Source organism: Streptomyces sp. T39 (assembly GCF_008042045.1).
Taxonomy (GTDB): Bacteria; Actinomycetota; Actinomycetes; order Streptomycetales; family Streptomycetaceae; genus Streptomyces.
Genome location: NZ_RDBP01000012.1, coordinates 424,836 through 447,753, shown reverse-complemented (window position 1 = coordinate 447,753; position 22,918 = coordinate 424,836). Strand labels below are relative to the sequence as shown.

Annotated in this window: 19 protein-coding genes and 1 pseudogene; 13 read left to right on the top strand and 7 right to left on the bottom strand. The window is 72.8% G+C overall.

Annotation, left to right across the window (positions count from 1 at the left end):
• Positions 1 to 46: 46 nt before the first annotated feature.
• Positions 47 to 1,336 (top strand): citrate synthase, encoded by a 1,290-nt coding sequence (locus EAO77_RS02865; RefSeq protein ID WP_147986559.1) that lies wholly within the window; start codon positions 47 to 49, stop codon positions 1,334 to 1,336.
• A 662-nt stretch (positions 1,337 to 1,998) separates the two neighbouring features.
• On the opposite strand, the gene EAO77_RS02860 is transcribed toward EAO77_RS02865, so the two are convergent.
• Both EAO77_RS02860 and EAO77_RS39715 read right to left on the bottom strand, forming a co-directional pair.
• On the bottom strand, positions 1,999 to 2,322 hold the full coding sequence (locus EAO77_RS02860; RefSeq protein WP_147986558.1) for a heavy-metal-associated domain-containing protein: 324 nt from the start codon (positions 2,320 to 2,322) through the stop codon (positions 1,999 to 2,001).
• A gap of 92 nt (positions 2,323 to 2,414) precedes the next feature.
• Positions 2,415 to 3,122 (bottom strand): annotated as a pseudogene (locus EAO77_RS39715) (TetR family transcriptional regulator); the annotation flags it as partial.
• Positions 3,123 to 3,695: 573 nt separating this feature from the next.
• Here EAO77_RS39715 and EAO77_RS02850 point away from each other — a divergent pair.
• A complete protein-coding gene (locus tag EAO77_RS02850) occupies positions 3,696 to 6,041 on the top strand; it encodes an MMPL family transporter (RefSeq protein ID WP_147986557.1) in 2,346 nt (781 codons plus the stop codon).
• A gap of 142 nt (positions 6,042 to 6,183) precedes the next feature.
• Here the strand turns inward: EAO77_RS02850 and EAO77_RS02845 are convergent, their stop codons facing one another.
• Positions 6,184 to 6,381: a helix-turn-helix transcriptional regulator gene (locus EAO77_RS02845; RefSeq protein WP_147986556.1), complete on the bottom strand. Its 198-nt coding sequence runs from the start codon at positions 6,379 to 6,381 to the stop codon at positions 6,184 to 6,186.
• A gap of 214 nt (positions 6,382 to 6,595) precedes the next feature.
• Entirely contained in the window at positions 6,596 to 7,507 is a 912-nt protein-coding gene (locus EAO77_RS02840; RefSeq protein WP_147986555.1) for a sugar phosphate isomerase/epimerase family protein, read from the bottom strand.
• Positions 7,508 to 7,632: 125 nt separating this feature from the next.
• Here EAO77_RS02840 and iolC point away from each other — a divergent pair, with 125 nt between their 5' ends.
• The 11 genes from iolC (at position 7,633) to EAO77_RS39710 (ending at position 21,834) form a co-directional block, all read left to right on the top strand.
• Positions 7,633 to 8,691: a 5-dehydro-2-deoxygluconokinase gene (iolC, locus tag EAO77_RS02835; RefSeq protein ID WP_147986554.1), complete on the top strand. Its 1,059-nt coding sequence runs from the start codon at positions 7,633 to 7,635 to the stop codon at positions 8,689 to 8,691.
• Entirely contained in the window at positions 8,688 to 9,572 is an 885-nt protein-coding gene (locus EAO77_RS02830) for a deoxyribose-phosphate aldolase (protein WP_147986553.1), read from the top strand. Before iolC ends, EAO77_RS02830 begins: the two co-directional genes overlap by 4 nt.
• A gap of 16 nt (positions 9,573 to 9,588) precedes the next feature.
• The gene (gene iolB / locus EAO77_RS02825) at positions 9,589 to 10,422 is read left to right on the top strand and encodes a 5-deoxy-glucuronate isomerase (protein ID WP_147986552.1); all 834 of its coding nucleotides are present in this window, start codon (positions 9,589 to 9,591) and stop codon (positions 10,420 to 10,422) included.
• The gene (gene iolD, locus EAO77_RS02820) at positions 10,419 to 12,290 is read left to right on the top strand and encodes a 3D-(3,5/4)-trihydroxycyclohexane-1,2-dione acylhydrolase (decyclizing) (protein WP_147986551.1); all 1,872 of its coding nucleotides are present in this window, start codon (positions 10,419 to 10,421) and stop codon (positions 12,288 to 12,290) included. Before iolB ends, iolD begins: the two co-directional genes overlap by 4 nt.
• A 23-nt stretch (positions 12,291 to 12,313) precedes the next feature.
• A complete protein-coding gene (locus EAO77_RS02815) occupies positions 12,314 to 13,816 on the top strand; it encodes a CoA-acylating methylmalonate-semialdehyde dehydrogenase (RefSeq protein WP_147986550.1) in 1,503 nt (500 codons plus the stop codon).
• A gap of 154 nt (positions 13,817 to 13,970) precedes the next feature.
• Positions 13,971 to 14,570, top strand: coding sequence for a DUF4291 domain-containing protein (locus tag EAO77_RS02810; RefSeq protein ID WP_147986549.1), 600 nt, complete (start codon positions 13,971 to 13,973; stop codon positions 14,568 to 14,570).
• Positions 14,571 to 14,860: 290 nt separating this feature from the next.
• Entirely contained in the window at positions 14,861 to 17,644 is a 2,784-nt protein-coding gene (locus tag EAO77_RS02805) for an alpha/beta fold hydrolase (protein WP_147986548.1), read from the top strand.
• On the top strand, positions 17,641 to 18,522 hold the full coding sequence (locus EAO77_RS02800) for an ABC transporter permease (protein WP_147986547.1): 882 nt from the start codon (positions 17,641 to 17,643) through the stop codon (positions 18,520 to 18,522). The genes EAO77_RS02805 and EAO77_RS02800 overlap by 4 nt, the downstream gene beginning before the upstream one ends.
• Positions 18,523 to 18,751: 229 nt before the next feature.
• Positions 18,752 to 20,338: a vWA domain-containing protein gene (locus EAO77_RS02795; protein WP_147986546.1), complete on the top strand. Its 1,587-nt coding sequence runs from the start codon at positions 18,752 to 18,754 to the stop codon at positions 20,336 to 20,338.
• Between the two features lie 294 nt (positions 20,339 to 20,632).
• Positions 20,633 to 21,106 carry a DUF1772 domain-containing protein gene (locus EAO77_RS02790; RefSeq protein WP_147986545.1) on the top strand — a complete coding sequence of 158 codons (474 nt, stop codon included), beginning with the start codon at positions 20,633 to 20,635 and terminating at the stop codon, positions 21,104 to 21,106.
• 533 nt (positions 21,107 to 21,639) lie between these two features.
• Positions 21,640 to 21,834 carry a helix-turn-helix domain-containing protein gene (locus tag EAO77_RS39710; protein ID WP_261993777.1) on the top strand — a complete coding sequence of 65 codons (195 nt, stop codon included), beginning with the start codon at positions 21,640 to 21,642 and terminating at the stop codon, positions 21,832 to 21,834.
• Positions 21,835 to 21,883: 49 nt separating this feature from the next.
• Here EAO77_RS39710 and EAO77_RS02780 read toward each other — a convergent pair whose 3' ends face one another.
• The 3 genes from EAO77_RS02780 to EAO77_RS02770 form a co-directional block, all read right to left on the bottom strand.
• Positions 21,884 to 22,123: a hypothetical protein gene (locus EAO77_RS02780; protein WP_147986543.1), complete on the bottom strand. Its 240-nt coding sequence runs from the start codon at positions 22,121 to 22,123 to the stop codon at positions 21,884 to 21,886.
• A complete protein-coding gene (locus tag EAO77_RS02775; RefSeq protein WP_147986542.1) occupies positions 22,123 to 22,464 on the bottom strand; it encodes a DUF397 domain-containing protein in 342 nt (113 codons plus the stop codon). The genes EAO77_RS02780 and EAO77_RS02775 overlap by 1 nt, the downstream gene beginning before the upstream one ends.
• Before the next feature lie 75 nt (positions 22,465 to 22,539).
• Complete coding sequence (locus tag EAO77_RS02770) at positions 22,540 to 22,911, bottom strand: DUF6415 family natural product biosynthesis protein (RefSeq protein ID WP_147986541.1); 372 nt, start codon at positions 22,909 to 22,911, stop codon at positions 22,540 to 22,542.
• Positions 22,912 to 22,918 lie beyond the last annotated feature (7 nt).

Below are 22,918 nucleotides of genomic sequence, written 5' to 3'. Positions count from 1 at the left end.
AGTCAGGGCACCTCGAAGTAGAGGCACTACGTCGGTGAGGGATGACGTGAGCGACAACTCTGTAGTACTGCGGTACGCGGACGGTGAATACACCTACCCGGTGGTCGAGAGCACCGTCGGCGACCAGGGCTTCGACATCGGGAAGCTCCGAGCCCAGACCGGTCTGGTGACCCTGGACAGTGGATACGGCAATACCGCCGCCTACAAATCCGCGATCACCTACCTCGACGGCGAGCAGGGCATCCTGCGCTACCGCGGCTACCCGATCGAGCAGCTGGCGGAGCGGTCCACCTTCCTCGAGGTGGCGTCCCTGCTGATCAACGGTGAGCTCCCGACCGTCGACGAGCTCGCGACGTTCAAGAACGAGATCACGCAGCACACCCTGCTGCACGAGGACGTCAAGCGCTTCTTCCAGGGCTTCCCGCGCGACGCCCACCCGATGGCCATGCTCTCCTCCGTGGTCAGCGCGCTGTCCACGTTCTACCAGGACAGCCACAACCCGTTCGACGAGAAGCAGCGCCACCTGTCGACGATCCGGCTGCTCGCCAAGCTTCCGACGATCGCGGCCTACGCGTACAAGAAGTCGATCGGCCATCCCTTCGTCTACCCGCGCAACGACCTCGGGTACGTCGAGAACTTCCTGCGCATGACCTTCTCGGTCCCCGCCCAGGAGTACGAGCTCGACCCGGTCGTCGTCTCCGCGCTGGACAAGCTGCTGATCCTGCACGCGGACCACGAGCAGAACTGCTCCACGTCCACCGTGCGCCTGGTCGGCTCCTCGCAGGCGAACATGTTCGCCTCGATCTCCGCCGGCATCAGCGCCCTCTGGGGCCCGCTGCACGGCGGCGCCAACCAGTCGGTCCTGGAGATGCTGGAAGGCATCCAGGCCAACGGCGGCGATGTCGACTCCTTCATTCGCAAGGTGAAGAACAAGGAGGACGGCGTCCGCCTGATGGGCTTCGGCCACCGGGTCTACAAGTCCTTCGACCCGCGCGCCAAGATCATCAAGGCCGCCGCCCACGACGTGCTGTCGGCGCTCGGCAAGTCCGACGAGCTGCTGGACATCGCGCTCAAGCTGGAGGAGCACGCGCTCTCCGACGACTACTTCGTCTCGCGCAACCTCTACCCGAACGTGGACTTCTACACGGGTCTCATCTACCGCGCGATGGGCTTCCCGACCGAGATGTTCACCGTGCTCTTCGCCCTCGGCCGGCTGCCGGGCTGGATCGCCCAGTGGCACGAGATGATCAAGGAGCCCGGTTCGCGCATCGGCCGTCCGCGCCAGATCTACACCGGTGAGGTCCTGCGCGACTTCGTCCCGGTCGAGGCCCGCTGACCGCGGCGTCCCGCCTGCCGGACGAACGCCCGCACGGTCGCGAGAAGCGCCCCGCCGCCGATCCCCCCACGGGTCGGAGGCGGGGCGCTTCCCATATCCCCGGAGCGGATTCCCCCCACGGGATCCGGGCCGGGCGTCTGCGGGTAGCAGATGCTCCTGCTGCGGTCTGCCGGGGTACGTACGCACGGGAGGGCCGCTCAAAGCTCCCCGGGCACGTGCCCCGGCCAACGCTTGCCTGGAACGTCCCCCAAGACATTCCATGAACGTCCCCCAAGACGTTCTCGGCATCGACCATTAAGACTCGCGAGGAGCCTGAATGGTTACCCCTAAATATCTGTGATCTAGGTCTCGATGTGAAGGTCTTGTGACCTATTTGTAGTCACGGCAGGGAGCGGGGCCACGGGCTCCCGGCCCTCGCAAATGAGGATGAAATGGTCGTCATCTGATCGGCGATCAAGGCTCTGAGCAGGGGAAACGCGCGCAGGGCCCGTGTGGGGGCGGCGTAGCCCAAGGGTGGGTAAAGATTCTTCATGATCGTGGCCGGAGAGTGCGGGGATGGCCGGATCGCGCCCCTGCTGTCACACAGGTCACGCGGACGCGGCAACCTCCGGGCGAACGGCGGCCGGGCCCGTGGTCGGCACCGTGCGGCGCCGTGCGGCGGGTCAGACGGTGCCGGTGAGCTCGTAGCCCGCCTCGTCGACGGCGTCGCGCACGGCGGCCTCGTCGAGCGGCGCGTCGGACACCACGGTCACCTGCCCGGTCGCGGCGACGGCCTGCACCGAGGTGACGCCGTCGATCGCGGAGATCTCGCTGCTCACGGCGGACTCGCAGTGGCCGCAGGTCATGCCGGCGACCTCGTAGACGGTGGTCACGCCGGCGGTCGGGCCGTCGGCGGCGGTGTCGTGGCACGCGCCGTCGGACGAGCAGCAGGAGCCGGTGCCGGAGCCCTGGACGGTCTCGAGCTGGGTCTTCGTCTCGGTGGACATCGCGTTCTCCTCGGGTGCGGAACGTGCGGGTGTGGAGGCCGGGACGGGAGGGGCCCGGCCGGCATGTTCCGACTCTATACCCCTAGGGGGTATCAAGGCGAGCAGATGCCGGGCGCCTCGCCGAGAAGGGGCTCGAGGTAACGGAACATGACCGTCTTCAGTTCGTCGGTGTACGCCACGCGCTCGGCGCCCTCGTGCGCCACGATCAGGTCGAGCCCCGCCTTGAAGATGGCGAACGTCATCGCGGAGACGCGGGCGACCTCGGCGGGCGGGGTCCCGGGCAGATAGCCGGCGAGGAGCTCCTCGATCCGGGCGAGCAGGCCCTGGTGGACGGTGTCGAACTCCTGGGTGATGCGGCCGGGGATGTCGGGGCCGTGCATCAGCACGGCGAACGCCGGGTTCTCGTGGTTGAACGCGATCAGCGGGTCGAGGACGGCGTCCAGCAGCTGTCCCAGGGGCAGATCGAGGGCGGCGGCCGCGAGCGCGGTCCCGTGGGACCGGCGCCACTGGTGCATCAGGCGGTCGCCGAGCTCGAAGGCGATCGCCTCCTTGTTCGGGAAGAACTGGTAGAGCGTGCCCGGGGAGACACCCGCCTCGCGGGCGATCGCGTTGGTGCTGGCCGCGGCGTAGCCCGTCGAGCAGAAGACGCTGGCCGCGGCGTCGAGCAGCTGCGCGATGCGCCGCTCGCCCCGGGCCTGCCGCCGCCGCGGCCGCGCCCCGTCCCCGCCGTCGGCCCCGGTGGCCGCCGGCCCGGACTCCGCGTCGCCCGCGTCCGCTCCTGCGTCGCGCGCGGCTTCTGCGTCGCCCCTGCCGGTGCCGCCCGCGGCCTCTGTGCGGCCCGGGCTCGCGGCGCCCGCCGGGCCTGCGGCGTCGCCGCTCGCGCCTGCCGGGCCTGCGTTGCCCGCGCCTGCGTTGCCCGGGCCTGCGTTGCCCGTGCCTGCCGTGCCTGCGGCGTCGCCGCTTGCGCGTGCCGCGCCCGCCGCGCCCGTGCCTGCGTCGCCCACCCCGCCAGACCCTGCGGTGCCGGTGCCGGTGCCGGTGCCCGTGACCGCGGCGCCCGCGCCTGCGACGCCGCCGCTCACGCTTGCCGCGGCGGCCCGCGTCGCCCGCGGCGCCTGCGCCGCGTCCGGCCCGGTGGTGGGTGTGGCACCTGTGGCACCCGATATCGGCGTCGTCGTCCGTTCCACGGCTCTGGTCGGCTTCGGCACGTGAAATCCCCGGCTTCCTGGGCATGGTTGACAAACGCGAGTGCTCGCTCGCATTCTTGATCTCAATGCGAGTGATGACTCGTGTTTGCCAGTCTATGGCAATGGTCGAGCCGTGACGCCTGCCCGGAGCCAGCGCACGGATCACGGTGAAGGGGACACCGCACCATGTCCGAAGTCAACACGCCGACCGGCACCGCGGCGCGGCCCGACCAGGGGGCGGGGCCGTCGGACCCGGCGGCGCCCGGGCTCGGGCGGTGGACTCGTCTCGTCACCGCGCGTCCCCGGCTGTCGCTGCTCGTCGCCCTGGTGCTCACCGCCCTCGCGGTGCTCGCGGGCAGCGGTGTCGCCGACCGCATGGGCAGCGGCGGCTGGGCGGACCCGTCCGCCGAGTCGACGTACGCCACCCGCGAGGTCGAGCGCGTCTTCCCGGCCTCGCAGCCGAATCTGATCCTGTTCGTCGACGCCGGCTCCCGCCGCGTCGACGACCCGGCCGTGGCCGCCGAGGCGGAGCGTCTCGCAGGGCGGCTCGCCGCCGAGCGGGGCGTCACCGGCGTCGGGTCGTACTGGGGGACCAAGGCACCCGCCCTGCGGTCGGACGACGGCAGGCAGGCCCTGATAGCGGCACGCATCGAGGGCGACGAGAAGACCGCATCCGAGACGCTGGACAGGATCGCGCCGGGTCTGCGCGGACGGCACGGCCCGGTCGAGGTCTCGATCGGCGGCCCCGTGGCCGTCCAGCACGAGATGACGACGATCATCCAGGACGACCTCCTGCGGGCGGAGCTCATCGCCCTGCCGGTGACGCTCGTGCTGCTCGTCATGGTGTTCGGCAGCGCCGTCGCGGCCCTGCTCCCGCTCGGGGTCGGCATCGTCGCCATCCTGGGGACCAACGCGGTGCTGCGGGGCGTCACGGAGTTCACCGACGTCTCCGTCTTCGCGCAGAACCTCACCACGGCCCTCGGCCTCGGTCTCGCCATCGACTACGCCCTGTTCATCGTGCGCCGCTTCCGCGAGGAGCTCGACGGCGGCAGCGGGGTCCGCGAGGCCGTGGGGGTGACACTGCGCACGGCCGGCCGCACGGTGCTCTTCTCCGCGCTGACGGTCGCGGTCTCGCTGGCCGCGATGCTCGTCTTCCCCCAGTACTTCCTGCGGTCCTTCGCCTATGCGGGCATCGCGGTGGTCCTGCTCGCGGCCGGTGCGGCGCTGATCCTGCTGCCGGCGGCCCTGATGCTGCTCGGCCACCGGGTCAACGCACTGGACCTGCGCCGGGTGTTCCGGCGCAGGAGAGCCCGTGCCGAGGGTGCGGCGCCCGCCGAGCCCGGCGCCGGCTGGGGGAGGTTCGCCGCTCTGGTGATGCGCCGGGCGCCCCTCTTCGCCTTCACCACGATCGGGGCGCTCGTACTGCTCGGGCTGCCGTTCCTCGGTGTGAAGTTCGGTACGCCCGACGACCGTCAGCTGCCCGCCGGCGCGGAGTCCCACGTGGTGCAGCAGGAGATCCGTGACGGGTTCGCCGGCAGCCCGACCGGCACCTTGGAGATCCTCGCGGAGCCCGCCTCGGAGGCCGGGCCCGCACCCACCGCCGCGCAGTACGCGCAGTACCGGGACCGGGTCGCCGGCCTGCCCGGGGTCGTCCGGGTCGACGGGCCCGTCACCTCGGGAGCCGTCGCCTACTTCTCCGTGGTGCCCGAGGGCGAGGCCGTCGGGGAGCGGGCGCAGCGCCTCGTGCACGAACTGCGTGACGTGCCGGCCCCGTTCGACACCTCCGTCACCGGCAGGGCCGCGGTCCTGGAGGATTCCAAGGGGGCCATCGCCGACAGACTGCCGCTGGCGCTGGGCATCGTGGTCGTGGTGACTCTCTTCCTGGTCTTCCTGCTCACCGGCAGCGTGCTCATCCCGCTCCAGGCGGTGGTGCTCAACGGGCTCAGCCTCACCGCGATGTTCGGCGCCCTGGTGTGGGTGTTCCAGGACGGCAACCTCTCCGGGCTGCTGTCGTTCACCTCCACGGGCGACATCGAGACGACCTTGCCCGTCCTGATGTTCTGCATCGCCTTCGGCCTCTCCATGGACTACGGAGTCTTCCTGCTCTCCCGGATCAAGGAGGAGCACGACCGGGGCGCGAGTCACGACCGGGCTGTCCGCTTCGGGCTCCAGCGCACCGGTGGCCTGATCACCGCGGCGGCCGTGATCCTCGCTCTCGTGATGGTGGCCATCGGCACCTCGCGGGTGACGAACACCAAGATGCTCGGGCTGGGCATCGCCCTGGCGGTGCTGATGGACGCGATGGTGGTGCGCAGTCTGCTGGTGCCCTCGGTGATGAAGCTGATGGGTCCGGCCAGTTGGTGGGCGCCCCGGCCGCTGCGGCGCTTCCACGAGCGGTTCGGCCTGAGCGAGGGCGAGTCGCGGCCGATACCGCCGTCCGCGTCGCCGGACGCACCGGAGAAGGGCGTCGGCGGAGCGGAGGCCCGGGGCGGGGAGCGGCCTTCGCAGGACCGGGACAGGGCCGGGGTCTGACACGCGCCCGTGCCGACACGGACGGCACGCGCGGCAAGGGCCCCGCACCTGTCAGGTGGGGGCCCTCGCCCGCTGCCATCGGCCCCGCCGGTGATGCCGTCCGTCACCCGGCGAGGGCGGCGGCGGTGGCGGTGGCCACGTCTCAGTCTCTTCGGCCCCTGTTGCCCGGCCGGTTGGCGACCCAGACGCGGATGGTGTCGGCGTACCAGTACGGCTTCCCGGACTCCACCTTGTCCGGCGGCGGCAGCAGCCCGTGCTTGCGGTACGAGCGGACCGTGTCCGGCTGCACCCTGATGTGCGCCGCGATGTCCTTGTAGGACCAGAGTTGTCTGTCCGTCATATGCATGGCACCTCCCTGCGCGGGCGGCAGCGGCGGGCGGGATGCCGTCGGGGGAGCTGCCGCGGTGACGCTGGCGATCACTGAGCCTGTGCCCGTTGAACGAGGCCGGGCCTGCGCAGGAGCAGCCCTGTTGATCGTCTGTGACACAAAGCCCGCGTAATGGAGACACATGTGATGAGGAAGGGACAACAGTGACGGACGTGCGGCATTCTCCTCAGATACCGCAGGAGCGCAGAAAACCGCGCGTGCGTTCGGCGATCGGGTAGGGCTTGTCCGGCGGGCAGGGATACATGTCCTGCTCGACGATGGCGAAGAGGTCGACCCCGAGGCCGGCAGCAGCCGCGAGGACGGGCTCCAGGGCGGGCACCCCGGCCGGCGGCTCGCACATCACCCCGCGCCCCACGGCGGGACCGAACGGCACCTCCCCGGCGACCACTTCGGCGAGCACCGCCGGGTCGACCTGCTTGAGATGCAGGTAGCCGATGCGCTCCCCGTAGGTCTTGATGAGGTCGACACTGTCGCCGCCGCAGTAGGCGTAGTGCCCGGTGTCCAGGCACAGCGAGACCAGGTCGGGATCGGTCGCGTCGAGGAACCGGCTCACGTTCTCCTCGGTGTCGACATGGGTGTCCGCGTGCGGATGGACGACGATCCTCAGTCCGTAGCGCTCCTGCACCTCACGGCCCAGCCGTTCGCTCTGCTCCGTCAGGTCGCGCCACTGCGCGGGGGTCAGGACACGGTCCTCCAGGATCCGGCCCGTCCTGTCGTCCCTCCAGAACGACGGGATGACCACCAGGTGTTCCGCGCCCATGGCCCGGGTGAGCGCGGCGATCTCCGAGACATGGGCCCAGGTCTCGTCCCAGACGGCGGGTCCGTGATGCAGGCCGGTGAAGACCGTGCCCGCCGAGACCTTCAGTCCGCGCCGCCCCGTCTCCTCCGCCAGCCGGACGGGATCGCTCGGGAGGTAGCCGTACGGGCCGAGTTCGATCCACTCGTACCCGGCACGGGCGACCTCGTCGAGGAAACGCTGCCAGGGCACCTGCAGGGGATCGTCGGGGAACCACACCCCCCAGGAGTCGGGGGCCGAGCCGACCCGGATACGGCTGTGGGCGGGGACGGGGGAGCTCATGCCCGTCAGCTTTCCGGCCGCCGGAGAAGGGTGTCAAGGCTTGGTCCGAATGTCCGGACAAAATGTTGACAGGGTTCGCCGGGGGCGGCTAGACCTGGTGACACCCTCTGACCGAAGGGACACCTATGAGTCAGCCGTACGCCCCCCAGCCGTACGACGTGGTCACGATGGGCCGGATCGGGGTGGACCTCTATCCGCTGCGCACCGGTGTCCCACTGGAACGGGTCGACACCTTCGGGAAGTTCCTCGGCGGCTCTCCGTCCAACGTCGCGGTGGCGGCGGCCCGGCTGGGCCGGCGGACGGCGGTGATCACCCGCACCGGCCAGGACCCGTTCGGGGAGTATCTCCACCGCGCCCTGCGGGACTTCGGCGTGGACGACCGGTGGGTGACCTCGGTCGAGGCGTATCCGACGCCCGTCACCTTCTGCGAGATCTTCCCGCCCGACGACTTCCCCCTCTACTTCTACCGACAGCCCAAGGCACCGGATCTGGAGATCAGGGAGAGCGAGCTGGAGCGCGAGCCGATCCGCAGGGCACGGATCTTCTGGATGACGGGCACCGGCCTGTGCGCCGAGCCGAGCCGCACCGCGACGCTGGCCGCGCTCGCCCACCGGGCGAAGGCGGGCATCACCGTCTTCGACCTGGACTGGCGCCCGATGTTCTGGTCCGACCCCGGCACCGCGAGGGCCCACTACGCACAGGCGCTGGCCCACACGACCGTCGCGGTCGGCAACGCGGAGGAGTGCGCCGTCGCGACGGGTGAGAGCGGACCGCACGCCGCCGCCGACGCGCTGCTCGCCGCGGGCGTCGAGCTCGCCGTCGTCAAGCAGGGGCCCAAGGGTGTGCTGGCCGCCCACCGCGACGGCACCCGCGCCGAGGTCCCGCCGGTGCCGGTGGACGTGGTCAACGGCCTCGGCGCCGGCGACGCCTTCGGCGGCGCGCTGTGCCACGGACTGCTCGCCGGATGGGACCTGGAGCGGACACTGCGCTTCGCCAACGCGGCGGGCGCCGTGGTCGCCGCCCGCCTCGCCTGCTCCGCCGCCATGCCCACGGAGGGCGAGGTCGCCCAGGTCCTGGCCGGCGGCCCGGTCCCGCCGGACCCCAGCCGCGCGCCGCAGGAGCCGGACGCCGGACCGCCCGGCACGGCCCCGAGCGGCCCCGGCGCCGGCGGGACACCGTCATGAGCCGCGTCGACATCGGCGAACTCGTCGGAATCCGCACCCGCCACCCCGAGGCCGTCGCCGAGGCGGCCGGCCGCCGGCGCAGACGGTCCGGCCTGCTCGGCGACAGCGGCCGCCTGATGATCGTCGCGGCCGACCACCCGGCCCGCGGCGCGTTCGCCGTCGGCGACCGGCCGCACGCCATGGCCAACCGCCTCGACCTGCTGGAACGGCTCTGCCTCGCCCTGTCCCGCCCGGGCGTCGACGGCGTCCTCGCCACCGCCGACATCCTCGACGACCTCCTGCTGCTCGGCGCACTCGACGACAAGGTCGTCATGGGCTCCATGAACCGCGGCGGCCTGGCCGGCGCCTCCTTCGAGCTCGACGACCGCTTCACCGGCCACCGCGCGAGCGACCTCGACCGGCTCGGCTTCGACGCCGGCAAGCTGCTGCTGCGCATCGACTACGACGACCCGGCCTCCCTCGACACCCTCGCCGCGGCGGCCCGCGCCGTGGACGAGATGGCGGAGCGTCAGCTTCCCGTCTTCGTGGAGCCGTTCATCTGTCACCGCAGGGACGGACTGCTGCGCAACGATCTGGGCGCCGAGGCCGTGGCGCGCTCCCTCGCCATAGCGTCCGGACTCGGCGGTACCTCCGCCTACACCTGGCTGAAGGTGCCCGTGACCGAGGACCCGGACGACATGCGCACGGTGATGGAGACCTCCACCCTGCCCGCCGTCCTGCTCGGCGGGGACACCGGCGGGGACCGGGACACGGCGTACGAGCGCTGGCGCGCCGCCCTGCGCCTGCCCACGGTCCAGGGGCTGGTCGCCGGGCGGGCGCTGCTGTATCCGGCCGACGGCGACGTGGCGGGCGCGGTCGATACGGCCGTGGGACTGCTGTAGGGGGTACGCAGGAGGTATGAGCGACTTCGAGAAGCCGGACCTGCACGTCCCGGCGGGCGGCGCGGCGAGCGGACCGTACACCGTCGACATGGGCCCCGAGCGGGCGGGCTGGGGGTATGCGGGCCTGCGGGTGCTGGAGCTCCCCCCGGGCGGATCGCACCGGCTGGACACCGGTGACAGCGAATGGATCGTGCTGCCGCTGAGCGGCGGCTGTACGGTGCAGACGCACGGCGAGTTGTTCCAACTGCAGGGGCGGGAAGGCGTGTTCGGCGGAGTGAGCGACTTCGCCTACGTGCCGCGTGACGCCCATGCCCTGATCGCCTCCGGTGCGGGAGGCCGCTTCGCCCTGGCAGGAGCGAGGTGCGAGCGTCGACTCCCCGCTCGCTACGGCCCCGCGCCGGAGGTTCCCGTCGAGGCCCGCGGCAGCGGCATGCAGGCCCGGCGGGTGCACAACTTCGCGGCCGCGGACTCCTTCGCGTGCGACCGGCTGATCGCCGTCGAGGTCCTCACCCCCGGCGGCCACTGGTCCTCCTATCCGCCCCACAAGCACGACGAGCACCTGCCGGGGCAGGAGAGCGAGCTGGAGGAGATCTACTACTTCGAGATCGACGGGGACGGCACGGGCTACCAGCGGGTGTCCCCGTCCCGCCCCGGCGGCGCCGACCTGCTCGCCGAGGTCCGCACCGGGGACGTGGTCCTCGTCCCCGACGGCTGGCACGGGCCCTCCGTCGCAGAGCCCGGCCACACCATGTACTACCTCAACGTGATGGCGGGACCGGGCGCCGACCGCGAGTGGTTGATCCGCTTCCACCCCGGCCATCTCACCGGAGAGACGAAGGGCTACCGATGAGACGCCTCACCACCGCCCAGGCCCTGGTGCGCTTCCTGGCCGCCCAGCACACGGAGCGCGACGGCGAGCGGCACCGGCTCATCGCCGCCACCTGGGGCATCTTCGGCCACGGCAACGTCGCCGGCATCGGCCAGGCGCTGCTGGAGTCCGCCGACGCGATGCCGTTCGTGCAGGGCCGCAGCGAACAGGCCATGGTGCACGCCGCCGTCGGATACGCCCGACAGTCCCGGCGGCTGTCCGCCCACGCCGTCACCACCTCCATCGGCCCGGGGGCCACCAACCTGGTCACCGGTGCGGCCCTCGCCACCGTCAACCACCTGCCCGTGCTGCTCCTGCCCGGGGACGTGTTCGCCACCCGGCCCGCCGACCCGGTCCTCCAGCAGCTGGAGGTCCCGTACGCGGGCGACGTGTCGGTCAACGACGCGCTGCGCCCCGTGTCCCGCTTCTTCGACCGCGTCACCCGGCCCGAGGCGCTGATCCCGGCCGCGCTCCAGGCTATGCGGGTGCTGACCGATCCGGCGCGGACCGGCGCGGTGACCCTCGCGCTGCCGCAGGACGTGCAGGCCGAGGCGTACGACTGGCCGGAGGAGTTCTTCGCCGAGCGGGTGTGGCGGATCACCGCGCCCCACCCCGACCCTGACGTGCTGGCCGACGCCGTGCGCGCGGTCCGCGCCGCCCGCAGACCCCTGCTGGTCGCCGGCGGCGGGGTGCACCACAGCGCGGCCGAAGGCGCGCTGGCCGCGTTCGCGGAGGCCACCGGGGTGCCCGTGGCCTCCACCCAGGCGGGCAAGGGGTCCCTGCCCCATGACCATCCCGCCGACGTCGGCGGCATCGGCCACACCGGCACCGCCACCGCCGACGGTCTCGCCCGCGCCGCCGACCTGGTCATCGGCGTCGGCACCCGCTTCACGGACTTCACCACGGCCTCCGGAACCCTCTTCGAGCACCCCGGCGTCCGCTTCCTCAACATCAACGTCACCGGCTTCGACGCCCACAAGCTCTCGGCGCTGCCCGTGGTGGCCGACGCCCGCGCCGCCCTGCGCGGTCTCACCGAAGGGCTCCGCGGCCACCGCGTCGACGCCGCCTACGAGGCCGCGTACGGCAAGGAGAAGTCCGCCTGGGAGGAGCGTGTCACCGCCGCGTTCCGGGCCCCCGACCCCGGGCTGCCACCCACCCAGGCCCAGGTGCTCGGTCTCCTCGACGAGATGGTCACCGGGGACGACATCCTGATCAACGCGGCCGGGTCGCTCCCCGGCGACCTGCACAAGCTGTGGCGCGCCCGCTCGGCCGATCAGTACCACGTCGAGTACGGCTACTCCTGCATGGGCTACGAGATCCCGGCGGCCATCGGCGTGGCGATGGCCGCCCCCGGCCGCCCGGTGTGGGCCCTCGTCGGCGACGGCACCTACCTGATGAACCCGACCGAGATCGTCACCGCCGTCCAGGAGGGCGTCCCGATCCGGCTGGTCGTCCTCCAGAACCACGGCTACGCATCCATCGGCGGACTGTCCGAGACGGTGGGCGGCGAGCGCTTCGGCACCGCGTACCGGCGGCGCACCGGCCCCGGCCGGGCGTACGACGGGGCGCCGCTGCCCGTCGACCTCGCGGCCAACGCGGCCTCCCTCGGGATGCGGGTGCTCCGCGCCACGACCGTGGGTGACCTGCGGGAAGCCCTGGCCGAGGCACGGGAGGCGACCGTCCCCACATGTGTCTACACGGAGACCGGAATGCCCGACACAGTGTCGGGCCCGCCCGGGGCGCAGGCGTGGTGGGATGTTCCGGTGGCCGAGACCGCGGCCCGCCCGGCGGCGGTCACGGCGCGCGAGGAGTACGACCGGCACGTCGCCGCCCGACGCCGCCATCTCTGAAGGACGCGAAGGAGCTTTTCGCCATGACGAAGACCGTCAACCACTGGATCGGTGGCACGACCGTCGAAGGCGCGTCCGGCAACTGGGGCCCGGTCACCGACCCGGCCACGGGCGCCGTGACCACGCGTGTCGCGCTCGCCTCGGCGGCCGAGGTCGACACGGCCGTCTCGACGGCGAAGAAGGCGTACGCGGCCTGGGGCACCTCGTCCCTCGCCCAGCGCACCGCGATCCTCTTCCGCTACCGCGCGCTGCTCGACGCCCACCGCGACGACATCGCGGCCCTGATCACCGCCGAGCACGGCAAGGTCCACTCCGACGCCCTCGGCGAGGTCGCCCGCGGCCTGGAGATCGTCGAGCTGGCCTGCGGCATCACCACCCAGCTCAAGGGCGAGCTGTCGACCCAGGTCTCGCAGCGGGTCGACGTCGCCGCCATCCGCCAGCCCCTCGGCGTCGTCGCCGGCATCACGCCGTTCAACTTCCCCGCCATGGTGCCGATGTGGATGTTCCCGCTGGCCGTCGCCTGCGGCAACACCTTCGTCCTCAAGCCGAGCGAGAAGGACCCGTCGGCCGCCAACCTGCTGGCCGAGCTGGCCACGCAGGCCGGGCTGCCCGACGGCGTGCTGAACGTCGTCCACGGCGACAAGGTCGCGGTCGACGCCCTGCTGGAGCACCCCGACGTCGCCGCCGTCTCCTTCGTGGGCTCCACCCCCATCGCGCGCCACATCCACACCACCGCCTCCGCCCACGGCAAGCGGGTCCAGGCCCTCGGCGGCGCCAAGAACCACATGCTGGTCCTGCCCGACGCCGACCTTGACGCGGCAGCGGACGCCGCGGTCTCCGCCGCGTACGGCTCGGCCGGCGAGCGCTGCATGGCGATCTCGGCGGTCGTCGCGGTCGGCGCCATCGGTGACGAACTGGTCCGGAAGATCCGTGAGCGCGCCGAGAAGATCGTCATCGGCCCCGGTGACGACCCGGCGTCCGAGATGGGCCCGCTGATCACCAGGGCCCACCGCGACAAGGTCGCCTCCTACGTGGCGGGTGCCGCCGCGCAGGGTGCCGACGTGGTCCTCGACGGCACCGGTCACACGGTCGACGGCTTCGAGGACGGCCACTGGATCGGCCTCTCGCTCCTCGACAAGGTCTCCACCGACGCCGACGCCTACCGCGACGAGATCTTCGGCCCGGTCCTGTGCGTGCTGCGCGCCGAGACCTACGAGGAGGGCGTGGCCCTCATCAACGCCTCGCCGTTCGGCAACGGCACCGCGATCTTCACCCGGGACGGCGGCGCCGCGCGCCGCTTCCAGCTGGAGATCGAGGCGGGCATGGTCGGCGTCAACGTGCCCATCCCGGTGCCCGTCGGCTACCACTCCTTCGGCGGCTGGAAGGACTCGCTCTTCGGCGACCACCACATCTACGGCAACGACGGCGTGCACTTCTACACCCGCGGCAAGGTCGTCACGACCCGCTGGCCCGACCCGGCCGACGCCCCTGCCGGCGTCGACCTGGGCTTCCCCCGCAACCACTGATCCCGCCCGGATCCGCCCGCCGAGGGGCCGCCCGCCGGGGCGGCCCCTCGGCCGTGCCGGGGCGGCGGCAGGGTGAGGGGCACGCACCCCCGTCCGTGCGGGGAGCCGGTAAACCGGTGGCGTGGGCAGGCCACGGGGCCGGAGGGTGTACGTCATGCCCGACGAGCCGAAGTACCGCATCCGCGCCCGCCACACGGAGGAGACCGTCACCGTCTACCAGGCCTACCGTCCGGAACTCGGCGGTCCGGCCGCCCGGACGGGCCGTTTCCCCGCGGCCTGGAAGCGGGACCGGATGACCTGGATCAAGCCGTCGTTCCTGTGGATGATGTACCGCTGCGGCTGGGCGGCCAAGCCCGGCCAGGAGACGGTGCTCGCCGTCGAGATCCGGCGTGACGGCTTCGACTGGGCGCTGCGGCACGCCTGTCTGTCCCACTACCGGCGCGGCCTCCACACCGACCGCGCGGAGTGGCGGCGCGAGCTCCGGCAGTCGCCGGCCCGGGTGCAGTGGGACCCGGAGAGGGACCTGTCGCTGGCGCCGCTGCCGTACCGGTCGCTGCAGCTCGGTCTCGCGGGGGAGGCCGCACGCCGCTACGCGGACGAGTGGACGGTGTCGATCACCGATGTGACCGGGCTGGCCCGCGAGATCCACGGGCTGGTGCGGGTGGGCGAGATGGACGCGGCTGCTCGGCTGCTGCCCCGGGAACGGCCGTACCCGGCGGATCCGGAGCTCCTCGGACGTCTCGTCGCGCCGTGACCGGCCGCGGCGGTCAGGGGTCGTGAGGTGACCTGCGCCACACGTGCCCTGCCCGGCCGGCCGTAGGGGCGCGGATGGCGTCAAGGCCCCTGGTGCGCACGCCGGTTGACGGCTCCGAGCAGGCCGTACCGGGCCGTGCGGCGCCGGAGCCCACCGGGCGGGCTCCGGGCGGCCCCTTCCGGATACCGCGTCTGGTGTATGCCGCGGGCGGGACGTACTACCTCAGAAGGCCTTCCGGTTCCGCCTGGCGGCAGCGGAGGGCACACAGGTGGTGCGCTTAGGGTTCAGACATGAAGATCCGACTTCCCCGGCCCGCCGCGAGGAGCCGATGGTTCGCCGGAGCGGCGGCCCTCGCGGTCCTCGCCGGAGCGGGCACCTGGACGGCCGTCGCGGACGACGGCACGCCGGCCGTGCACCGCGAGGACCGGGTGCACACCATGCCCGGAGCGGAGATCGACACCTCGTACTTCACCGCGGGCGGCGAAGGGCGGCGGCCCGCCGTGCTCATCGGCCACGGTTTCGGCGGCAGCAAGGACGACGTACGCGCCCAGGCGGAGAAGCTGGCCCGCGACGGGTACGCCGTACTGACCTGGTCCGCGCGGGGCTTCGGCGCCTCCACCGGCCGCATCGGCCTCAACGACCCCGCGCACGAGGTCAAGGACGTCTCCCGGCTGATCGACTGGCTCGCCGAACGGCCCGAGGTCGAACTGGACGCGGAGGGCGATCCGCGGGTCGGCATCACCGGCTCCTCGTACGGCGGGGCGATCTCCCTGCTGGGCGCCGGACACGACGATCGGGTCGACGCCATCGCGCCCCGGATCACGTACTGGAACCTCGCCGACGCGCTGTTCCCGGACGGTGTGTACAAGAAGCTCTGGGCCGGGATCTTCTTCACGACCGGCTCGGCGGCCGGCGGCGGTCTGACCGACGCCCCCCCCTCCGACGGCGGGACACCCGGCGACGGGCAGCGCGACGGCGAGGCGCCCGGCGACGGGCAGGCCCCCGCCGGCGGGGCGGCCACCGGATCCGGCAGCGCCGGCGCCACACCGCGCAACCCCTCGGGCTGCGGCCGGTTCCAGCCGCAGCTGTGCGCCATGTACGAGCGCGTCGCCGTCGCCGGCCGCCCCGACGCCGAGGCCCGGCGGCTCCTGGAGCAGCGCAGCCCCTCCGCCGTGGCCGACCGGATCCGGGTCCCCGCCCTGATCGTGCAGGGACAGTCGGACTCCCTGTTCCCCCTCACCCACGCGGACGCCATCGCGAAGGCCGTGGCCGCCGGCGGCGCACCCGTCGCCGTCGACTGGATCTCCGGCGGCCACGACGGCGGCGACGGCGAGACGGACCGCGTCGAGGCCCGCATCGGGGACTGGTTCGACCGCTACCTGAAGAAGGACGAGAGCGCGGACACCGGCCCCGCGTTCCGCGTCAGCCGCACCGGAGGGGTCGACTCCACCGACGGCCGGGCGCAACTGCGCGGCGCGACCGCCGACCGCTACCCCGGACTGGACAGCGGCGCACGGGAGTTCCCCCTGACCGGCCGCGAGCAGACCTTCACCAACCCGGCCGGCGCCAGCCCGCCCTCCGTCTCCTCCGTCCCCGGTCTGGGCGCCGGGGCGGGCGCCCTGTCCTCGCTCGGCGTCGGCATCTCCCTCGACTTCCCGGGCCAGTCGGCGTCCTTCACCACCGCGCCGCTGACGGAGACCACCCGCATCACCGGAACACCGCAGGTCACCGTCACGGTGAGGTCGGACACCGGCGAGGCGGTCCTGTTCGGCAAGGTCTACGACGTCGCGCCGGACGGCCGACGGCAGGTGCTGCCCTCGCAACTCGTCGCCCCCGTCCGGATCGAGGACGCCCGCGAGGGCCGGAAGGTCACCCTCCGGCTCCCCGCCGTCGACCACGAGGCCGACGCGGGCCACCGGCTGCGCCTCGTCCTGTCCGCGACCGACCTCGGCTACGCCTCCCCGGCGGAGCCCGCCACCTACACCGTCTCGGCGGACGGCCCCCTGACCGTCCCGACCGCCCCGTCGGTGCGGACCCAGGCCGCCGGCCTCGCCTGGTGGGTCTGGGCGCTGCCCGCGGCCGGAGTCGTCGTCGCCGCCGCCCTGCTGGTCACCGCCCGCCGCCGTGCCGTCGCCCCGGCGCCCGACCCGGAGCGCGCGGACGTGCCGCTGGAGATCACCGGACTCACCAAGAAGTACGCGAAATCCACCGACCGGTACGCCGTGCGCGACCTGTCCTTCCGGGTCGAGAAGGGTCAGGTGCTCGGTCTCCTCGGCCCCAACGGAGCGGGCAAGACCACGACCCTGCGCATGCTGATGGGCCTGATCCGTCCGGACGAGGGCGAGATCCGGGTCTTCGGCCATGCCATCCGTCCCGGGGCGCCGGTGCTCTCCCGGGTCGGCGCGTTCGTCGAGGGAGCGGGCTTCCTGCCGCACCTCTCGGGCCGCGAGAACCTGGAACTGTACTGGCAGGCCACCGGCAGGCCCGCGGGCGACGCGCACATGGACGAGGCACTGGAGATCGCGGGCCTCGGCGACGCGCTCGCGCGTGCCGTCCGCACGTACTCGCAGGGCATGCGGCAGCGGCTCGCCATCGCCCAGGCCATGCTGGGCCTCCCCGACCTGCTGATCCTCGACGAGCCGACCAACGGACTCGACCCGCCGCAGATCCGCGAGATGCGGGACGTGATGATCCGGTACGCGGCCGGGGGCCGGACCGTCATCGTCTCCAGCCACCTCCTCTCGGAGGTGGAGCAGTCCTGCACCCACCTCGTGGTCATGGACCGCGGGCGACTGGTGCAGGCGGGGCCGGTGGCCGAGATCACCGGCGAGGGCGACATCCTGCTCGTCACCACCGACGGCGAGGTGGCCGACCCGGTCGTGGAGAAGCTCGCCGCGCTGCCCGGTATCGGCTCGGCCGAGCGCACCGGCGACGGACTGCTCGTCCGGCTGGACGGCGCGAGCGCCGCCACGCTCATCGCCGAACTGGTCCGTCTCGGCGTGCCCGTCACGGGCGTCGGGCCGCACCGCCGCCTGGAGGACGCGTTCCTCACCCTGATCGGAGGCTCCGCATGAGCGCGCCCGTACACGAGGCCCCGGCCGGGCTCGCCGACGCCGCCCCCGGATACCGGGCGGGCCGCACCCTGCCCCTGCGCGTGGAGGCGGTGCGGCAGCTGAAGCGGCGGCGCACCCTGGTGATGGCCGGGATCCTCACCGCCCTGCCGTTCGTCCTGATCGCCGCCTTCGCGATCGGCGGATCCCCGGACAGCCGGGACAACGGCCGGATCAACCTGATGGACACGGCGACGGCGTCGGGCGCCAACTTCGCCGCCACCTGTCTGTTCGTCTCCGCCGGCTTCCTGCTGGTGGTGCCGGTCGCGCTGTTCCACGGGGACACCGTCGCCTCCGAGGCGAACTGGTCGTCCCTGCGCTATCTGCTGGCCGCGCCCGTGCCGCGGACCCGGCTGCTGTGGTCCAAGCTCGCGGTCGCCCTGGGCTTCAGCGCGGCCGCGATGGTCCTGCTGCCGCTGGTCGGACTGGTGGCGGGCTCGGTGGCCTACGGGTGGGGGCCGCTCCGGCTGCCCACCGGAGGGTCGCTGCCGGCCGCCGACTCGCTCGGCAGGATCGGCGTCGTCGTCGCCTTCGTCTTCCTGTCCCAGCTGGTGACCGCCGGGCTCGCGTTCTGGCTGTCCACCAAGACCGACGCGCCGCTCGGCGCGGTCGGCGGAGCCGTCGGTCTGACGATCATCGGCAATGTGCTGGACGCGGTGACCGCGCTCGGCGCCTGGCGCGAAGTACTGCCCGCCCACTGGCAGTTCGCCTGGATCGACGCCCTCCAGCCGCAGCTGGAGTGGACGGGCATGGTGAAGGGCGCCTCGGTCTCCGTCACCTACGCGCTGGTCCTGTTCGCGCTCGCCTTCCGCAACTTCTCCCGCAAGGACATCGTGTCGTAGCGCCGGGGGACGGTCCTGTTCGGGACGCGAACACCCCGAACAGGGCGGAAGAACCCGGCGCGTTGCCACATCGAGACCCATCCGCAACCCCTTCGGCCGGTCCGTCCCGGCTCCTCGCACGTCACATTCACACGTGACGCGACAGCGAGGGGGAACCGGGATGAGACTCCGTCCGGACGTGAAGGTCCCTGCCGGGAAAGGACGGGCCGCCCAGCGGGCGGTCCGCGGGATGACGGCTGTACTGCTGGCGTCGGGGCTCGCCCTGACGGCGGCGTGCGGCGCGGGCTCGGGCGACCGCAGCGCCACCGACCGGGCCGAGGGCGGCAGGAGCCACGACGGCGTGCCCGCCCCGGTGGCCCCGGACGGGGGCCGGGGCGCCTACGGGGACCGTGACGACGCGGCCGGTGACGAGGCGTCGGGGGAGCGTGAGGCGAAGCCGGCGCCCGACTACCTGTCGACCTTCGCGCTCGACGTCGACACCGCGTCGTACCACTACACCCGGCGGGTGCTGAAGGAGGGCGGGACGCCGCTGGGGCAGCAGGTGCGGCCCGAGGAGTTCGTCAACAGCTTCCGCCAGGACTACCGCCGCCCCGACGGCGACGGATTCTCCGTCACCGTCGACGGGGCCCGTCCCGGCGGGGCGGCCGGCGGGGCGGCGGAGGGCGAGATCACATCGTCCTCCGACGGCGGCGGGAAGGACGGCTCGGCCTGGTCCCTGGTGCGGGTCGGCCTGGCCACCGCGGCCGCCGAGGACGCCGGCGAACGCCCGCCGGCCGCGCTCACGTTCGTCGTCGACGTCTCCGGCTCCATGGCGGAACCGGGCCGGCTCGACCTGGTCAAGACCTCGCTCGGCACCCTCACCGACCAGCTGCGCGACGACGACTCCATCGCCGTCGTCACCTTCAGCGGCGAGGCCGAGACCCGGCTGCCGATGACCCGCCTGGACGGCAACCGCGACCGGATCCACGGCATCGTCGACGATCTGGAGCCCAGTGACTCGACCAACGTCGAAGCCGGGGTGACGACCGGGTACGAGGTCGCCGTCGAAGGCCGCAGGAACGGCGCCACCAACCGCGTCGTCCTGCTCTCCGATGCCCTCGCCAACACCGGGGCGACGGAGGCGGACACCATCCTGGACCGCATCGACGACGCCCGCCGCGAGCACGGCATCACCCTCTTCGGCGTCGGGGTGGGCAGCGACTACGGCGACGAACTGATGGAACGTCTCGCCGACAGGGGCGACGGTCACACCACCTACGTCTCCACCACCGAGGACGCGCGCGAGGTCTTCGTCGACCAGCTGCCGGCCCACGTCGAACTGCGGGCCCGCGACGCCAAGGCCCAGGTGGCCTTCGACCCCGCGACCGTGCGGCAGTTCCGGCTCATCGGCTACGAGAACCGGGCCGTCGCCGACGACGACTTCCGCGACGACCGCGTCGACGGCGGCGAGGTCGGCCCGGGTCACACGGTGACCGCGCTGTACGCGGTGCGCCTCAGGGACGGGGCACGCGGCCATGTGGCCACCGCGACCGTCCGCTGGCTCGACCCGCGGACCCGCACCCCCCACGAGGCGAGCGGCTCGGTGGAGACCGGCGCGATCGACGACGCGCTGTGGTCCCAGGCACCGCCGCGCCTCCAGGTCACCGCGGTCGCCGCCTACTTCGCCGAGTCCCTGCGCGGCGGCGGCCTGCCGGGCGACCCGGGCCTCGCTGCCCTGGAACGACACGCACGCGCCCTCGCCGGGTCCACCGAGGACGACGCGGTGAAGGACCTGGCCGACGCCATCGGCCAGGCGTCCCGCCGCACCGGGGACTGACCGCACCGGCCCCCGGGTGCGGGGCGGCCCGGCCCGGGGCCGGCCGGCACCGACGGCCGGTCCCGGACCGGCCCCGGCCGCCGGCCTGGGGCCCTGGGGCGCGGCCCCAGGGCCGGCTCCCCGGGCCCCCGCCGCCCGGAGGCGGCTCCACGGGTCCCGGGACCGGCCGTGGCCCGGGGCCCCGTACCCGCTGCGGTCCCGCGCCCGGCGCCCCGATTCCGCTGCGCGGCGCACCGCGCCCGCCCCGCGGAATGCCGCTGCGCGGGCGGGCGGTGGCACGCCATGATGGCGGGCATGCCGACCCTGCTGCTCGCCCTCGCCGTCGTGTCCACCGGCCTGTACGCCGGCTTCATGCTCATCTTCCTGACGGGCGTCATGCCGGGACTCGGCCGGCTCTCCGACGCCGAGTTCGTCCCGGCGATGCGGCGGGTCAACGAGACCGTGCCCCGCGGGGTGTTCCTCCTCGTCTTCGCCGCGATCGTCGCGTTCCCGGTCGCCGCCCTCGCCGTGCCGGTGGAGGGGCGCACCACGGCCGACGGCCGGCTCCTCGTGGCGGCGCTCGTCTGCTCGGTCCTCAACCACCTCGTCACCGTCGCCGGCAACATCCCCCTCAACAACGCCCTGGCGGCCTCGGAACGCGCCACGCCCCCCGTGCCGGACAGCGAGGTGCGGGCCGCCTTCGAGACGAAGTGGAACAGGCTCCACCTCGTCCGCACGCTGCTGGTCACCGCCGCCTTCGCACTGCTCGTCGCCGCGGCAGTGGACTGACGGCCGCTCCGGTGATCGTGGGCGGGGGCCCGGCCCCCGCCCTTACGCCCCTGCTACCACCCGCCCGCTACGCTGCCCCGACCAGCGAAAAGGCCCTCCGGGTCGGAGGGCCTCACGGTGGTGCGCTGGAAGCGCCCCCGGCAGGACTCGAACCTGCGGCCAAGCGCTTAGAAGGTATCTGGCAATTAGCTCTGTGCTCACCTGCGTATTCCCAGGTGGCTCATTGACCCAACGTGGGTTAGGCGCTTGGCCAAAGATTCTGAGGAATCTGGCCTGTAATAGGCGCCCCCACATGAGCGCGGCCCCGGACCCATCGTATGGGTCCGGGGCCGGCCGCGCCGCGGCTCCACCATCCGGGTGGAGTGACCTCGTGCAGAGACCGCCGCAGCGCACCCGACCCGCAGGCCGGGGGCGGTGTAGGACGTACGTCCCAACGATGTAGGTTTTGGCCTACATACATTCGATCATGGAAGGGCGAGCGTGGACAGGTGCCGCGCTCCAGCCCTCCGCCGTCTTGGGTCCACGCCGAGCGCGTGCGGATCGGCGAACGGATCAGGGCGGCACGACTGCGCGCCGCCCTGACACAGGAACGGGTCGCCCTCGCGACCGGCCTCGACCGGCCCTCCGTCGTGCGCATTGAGCAGGGCCAGCAGGCTGCCACCATCGACACCCTGATCCTCATTGCCCACGCGATCGGCGTCCCGCTGGCCGACCTGGTGCGTGAGTAGTCCCGGCCGGGCGGGAACGGCCTCGCCCGGCCGGTACGAGCGATCCGACCTACGGTCGGCTGCTGCGTATCGCGCGCGTGCTCGGCGTGCCCGTCGAGGCGCTGATGGCGTAGTCGTCCGGGGTCAGCATCCGCTTGGGTGTCGCGCCGCCGCAGGCCTCGCAGGTGACGATGACCTTGTCCCCCATGAGGACGGCCATCGTCTGGGTGCCACGGCACTCCCGGCACGGGGACCGGTCGTACTGCCGGCCGATCCGCGCGTACGCCATCTGCACCTGAGCGGCGTTCATCAGGCGACGGCCGCGGCCGAGGCGGCCTCGAGCTCCTCGGCGGTGGCGCGGAACTCGTCGAGCTCGCCGGCCTGCACGCCGTCGAAGAACTTGCTGATCTCAGCGCGGGTGAAGTACAGGACCGGGCTGCCGGGGTCCTTGTCGTCGGACAGGGCGATCATGCGGGTGCCGTCCGGGACGTGCGGGCTCGGGTGCCCCTGCGCGGCCGGCGCCGCCGCGACGATGACGCAGTCTTTGAGGATGGGGTCGAGGTCGGTCCGGCTGCTCTTGCGCCAGTCCAGGCCGGGCGCCGCCGTCTGCTCGTGCGCCTTGGTGGTGATGCCGTTGGTGATGGTGCCCATGATGGGTCCTCTCGTGTTGGTGATGGGTGGGGCCTCGCCGTCCAGACGTCTTCCTCCGCCTGGGCGGCGAGGAGCTCAGGGGCGGGCGAGGTTTTCCCAGTGGTCGCACAGCGACGCCACGGAGAGGCTGATCTTGCGGGCGTGCCTGAATGCGGCATCCTCGCCGAAGCCGGGGTGCGTGTTCAGCCGTCGCCACGCCTCGTCTACGCCGACCAGCGCCACGGCGGCCGCGTAGTCGCCGGAGGGCGCGGCGCGGATCATGGCCTGGATTTCCGGGACGAGGAGCTGCACATGGCCGCGCAGGGTGTCCACCAGGAGGGCCAGGTCCTGAGGGCGCGCCGGGGGCCCGCCGAGGGCCTGCATCCTGCGCGCGGTGTCCCGCATGGTCTCGAGGTCCGGCGGCGCCGTGTCACTCGCGGCCGGGTGCGGTGTACGCGGATCGCTCATGTCCTGA

Bases quoted from the DNA above. Each gene is read 5' to 3' on its own strand.
- EAO77_RS02810 (WP_147986549.1), top strand. From the start codon at position 13,971: ATGCCCGACGAGCCGAAGTACCGCATCCGCGCCCGCCACACGGAGGAG.
- EAO77_RS02845 (WP_147986556.1), bottom strand. From the start codon at position 6,381: ATGACGGACAGACAACTCTGGTCCTACAAGGACATCGCGGCGCACATC.
- EAO77_RS02830 (WP_147986553.1), top strand. From the start codon at position 8,688: ATGAGCCGCGTCGACATCGGCGAACTCGTCGGAATCCGCACCCGCCAC.
- EAO77_RS02775 (WP_147986542.1), bottom strand. From the start codon at position 22,464: ATGGGCACCATCACCAACGGCATCACCACCAAGGCGCACGAGCAGACG.
- iolD (WP_147986551.1), top strand. From the start codon at position 10,419: ATGAGACGCCTCACCACCGCCCAGGCCCTGGTGCGCTTCCTGGCCGCC.
- EAO77_RS02770 (WP_147986541.1), bottom strand. From the start codon at position 22,911: ATGAGCGATCCGCGTACACCGCACCCGGCCGCGAGTGACACGGCGCCG.
- EAO77_RS02860 (WP_147986558.1), bottom strand. From the start codon at position 2,322: ATGTCCACCGAGACGAAGACCCAGCTCGAGACCGTCCAGGGCTCCGGC.
- EAO77_RS02790 (WP_147986545.1), top strand. From the start codon at position 20,633: ATGCCGACCCTGCTGCTCGCCCTCGCCGTCGTGTCCACCGGCCTGTAC.
- iolC (WP_147986554.1), top strand. From the start codon at position 7,633: ATGAGTCAGCCGTACGCCCCCCAGCCGTACGACGTGGTCACGATGGGC.
- EAO77_RS02815 (WP_147986550.1), top strand. From the start codon at position 12,314: ATGACGAAGACCGTCAACCACTGGATCGGTGGCACGACCGTCGAAGGC.
- EAO77_RS02805 (WP_147986548.1), top strand. From the start codon at position 14,861: ATGAAGATCCGACTTCCCCGGCCCGCCGCGAGGAGCCGATGGTTCGCC.
- EAO77_RS02840 (WP_147986555.1), bottom strand. From the start codon at position 7,507: ATGAGCTCCCCCGTCCCCGCCCACAGCCGTATCCGGGTCGGCTCGGCC.
- EAO77_RS02800 (WP_147986547.1), top strand. From the start codon at position 17,641: ATGAGCGCGCCCGTACACGAGGCCCCGGCCGGGCTCGCCGACGCCGCC.
- EAO77_RS02850 (WP_147986557.1), top strand. From the start codon at position 3,696: ATGTCCGAAGTCAACACGCCGACCGGCACCGCGGCGCGGCCCGACCAG.
- EAO77_RS02780 (WP_147986543.1), bottom strand. From the start codon at position 22,123: ATGAACGCCGCTCAGGTGCAGATGGCGTACGCGCGGATCGGCCGGCAG.
- iolB (WP_147986552.1), top strand. From the start codon at position 9,589: ATGAGCGACTTCGAGAAGCCGGACCTGCACGTCCCGGCGGGCGGCGCG.
- EAO77_RS02795 (WP_147986546.1), top strand. From the start codon at position 18,752: ATGACGGCTGTACTGCTGGCGTCGGGGCTCGCCCTGACGGCGGCGTGC.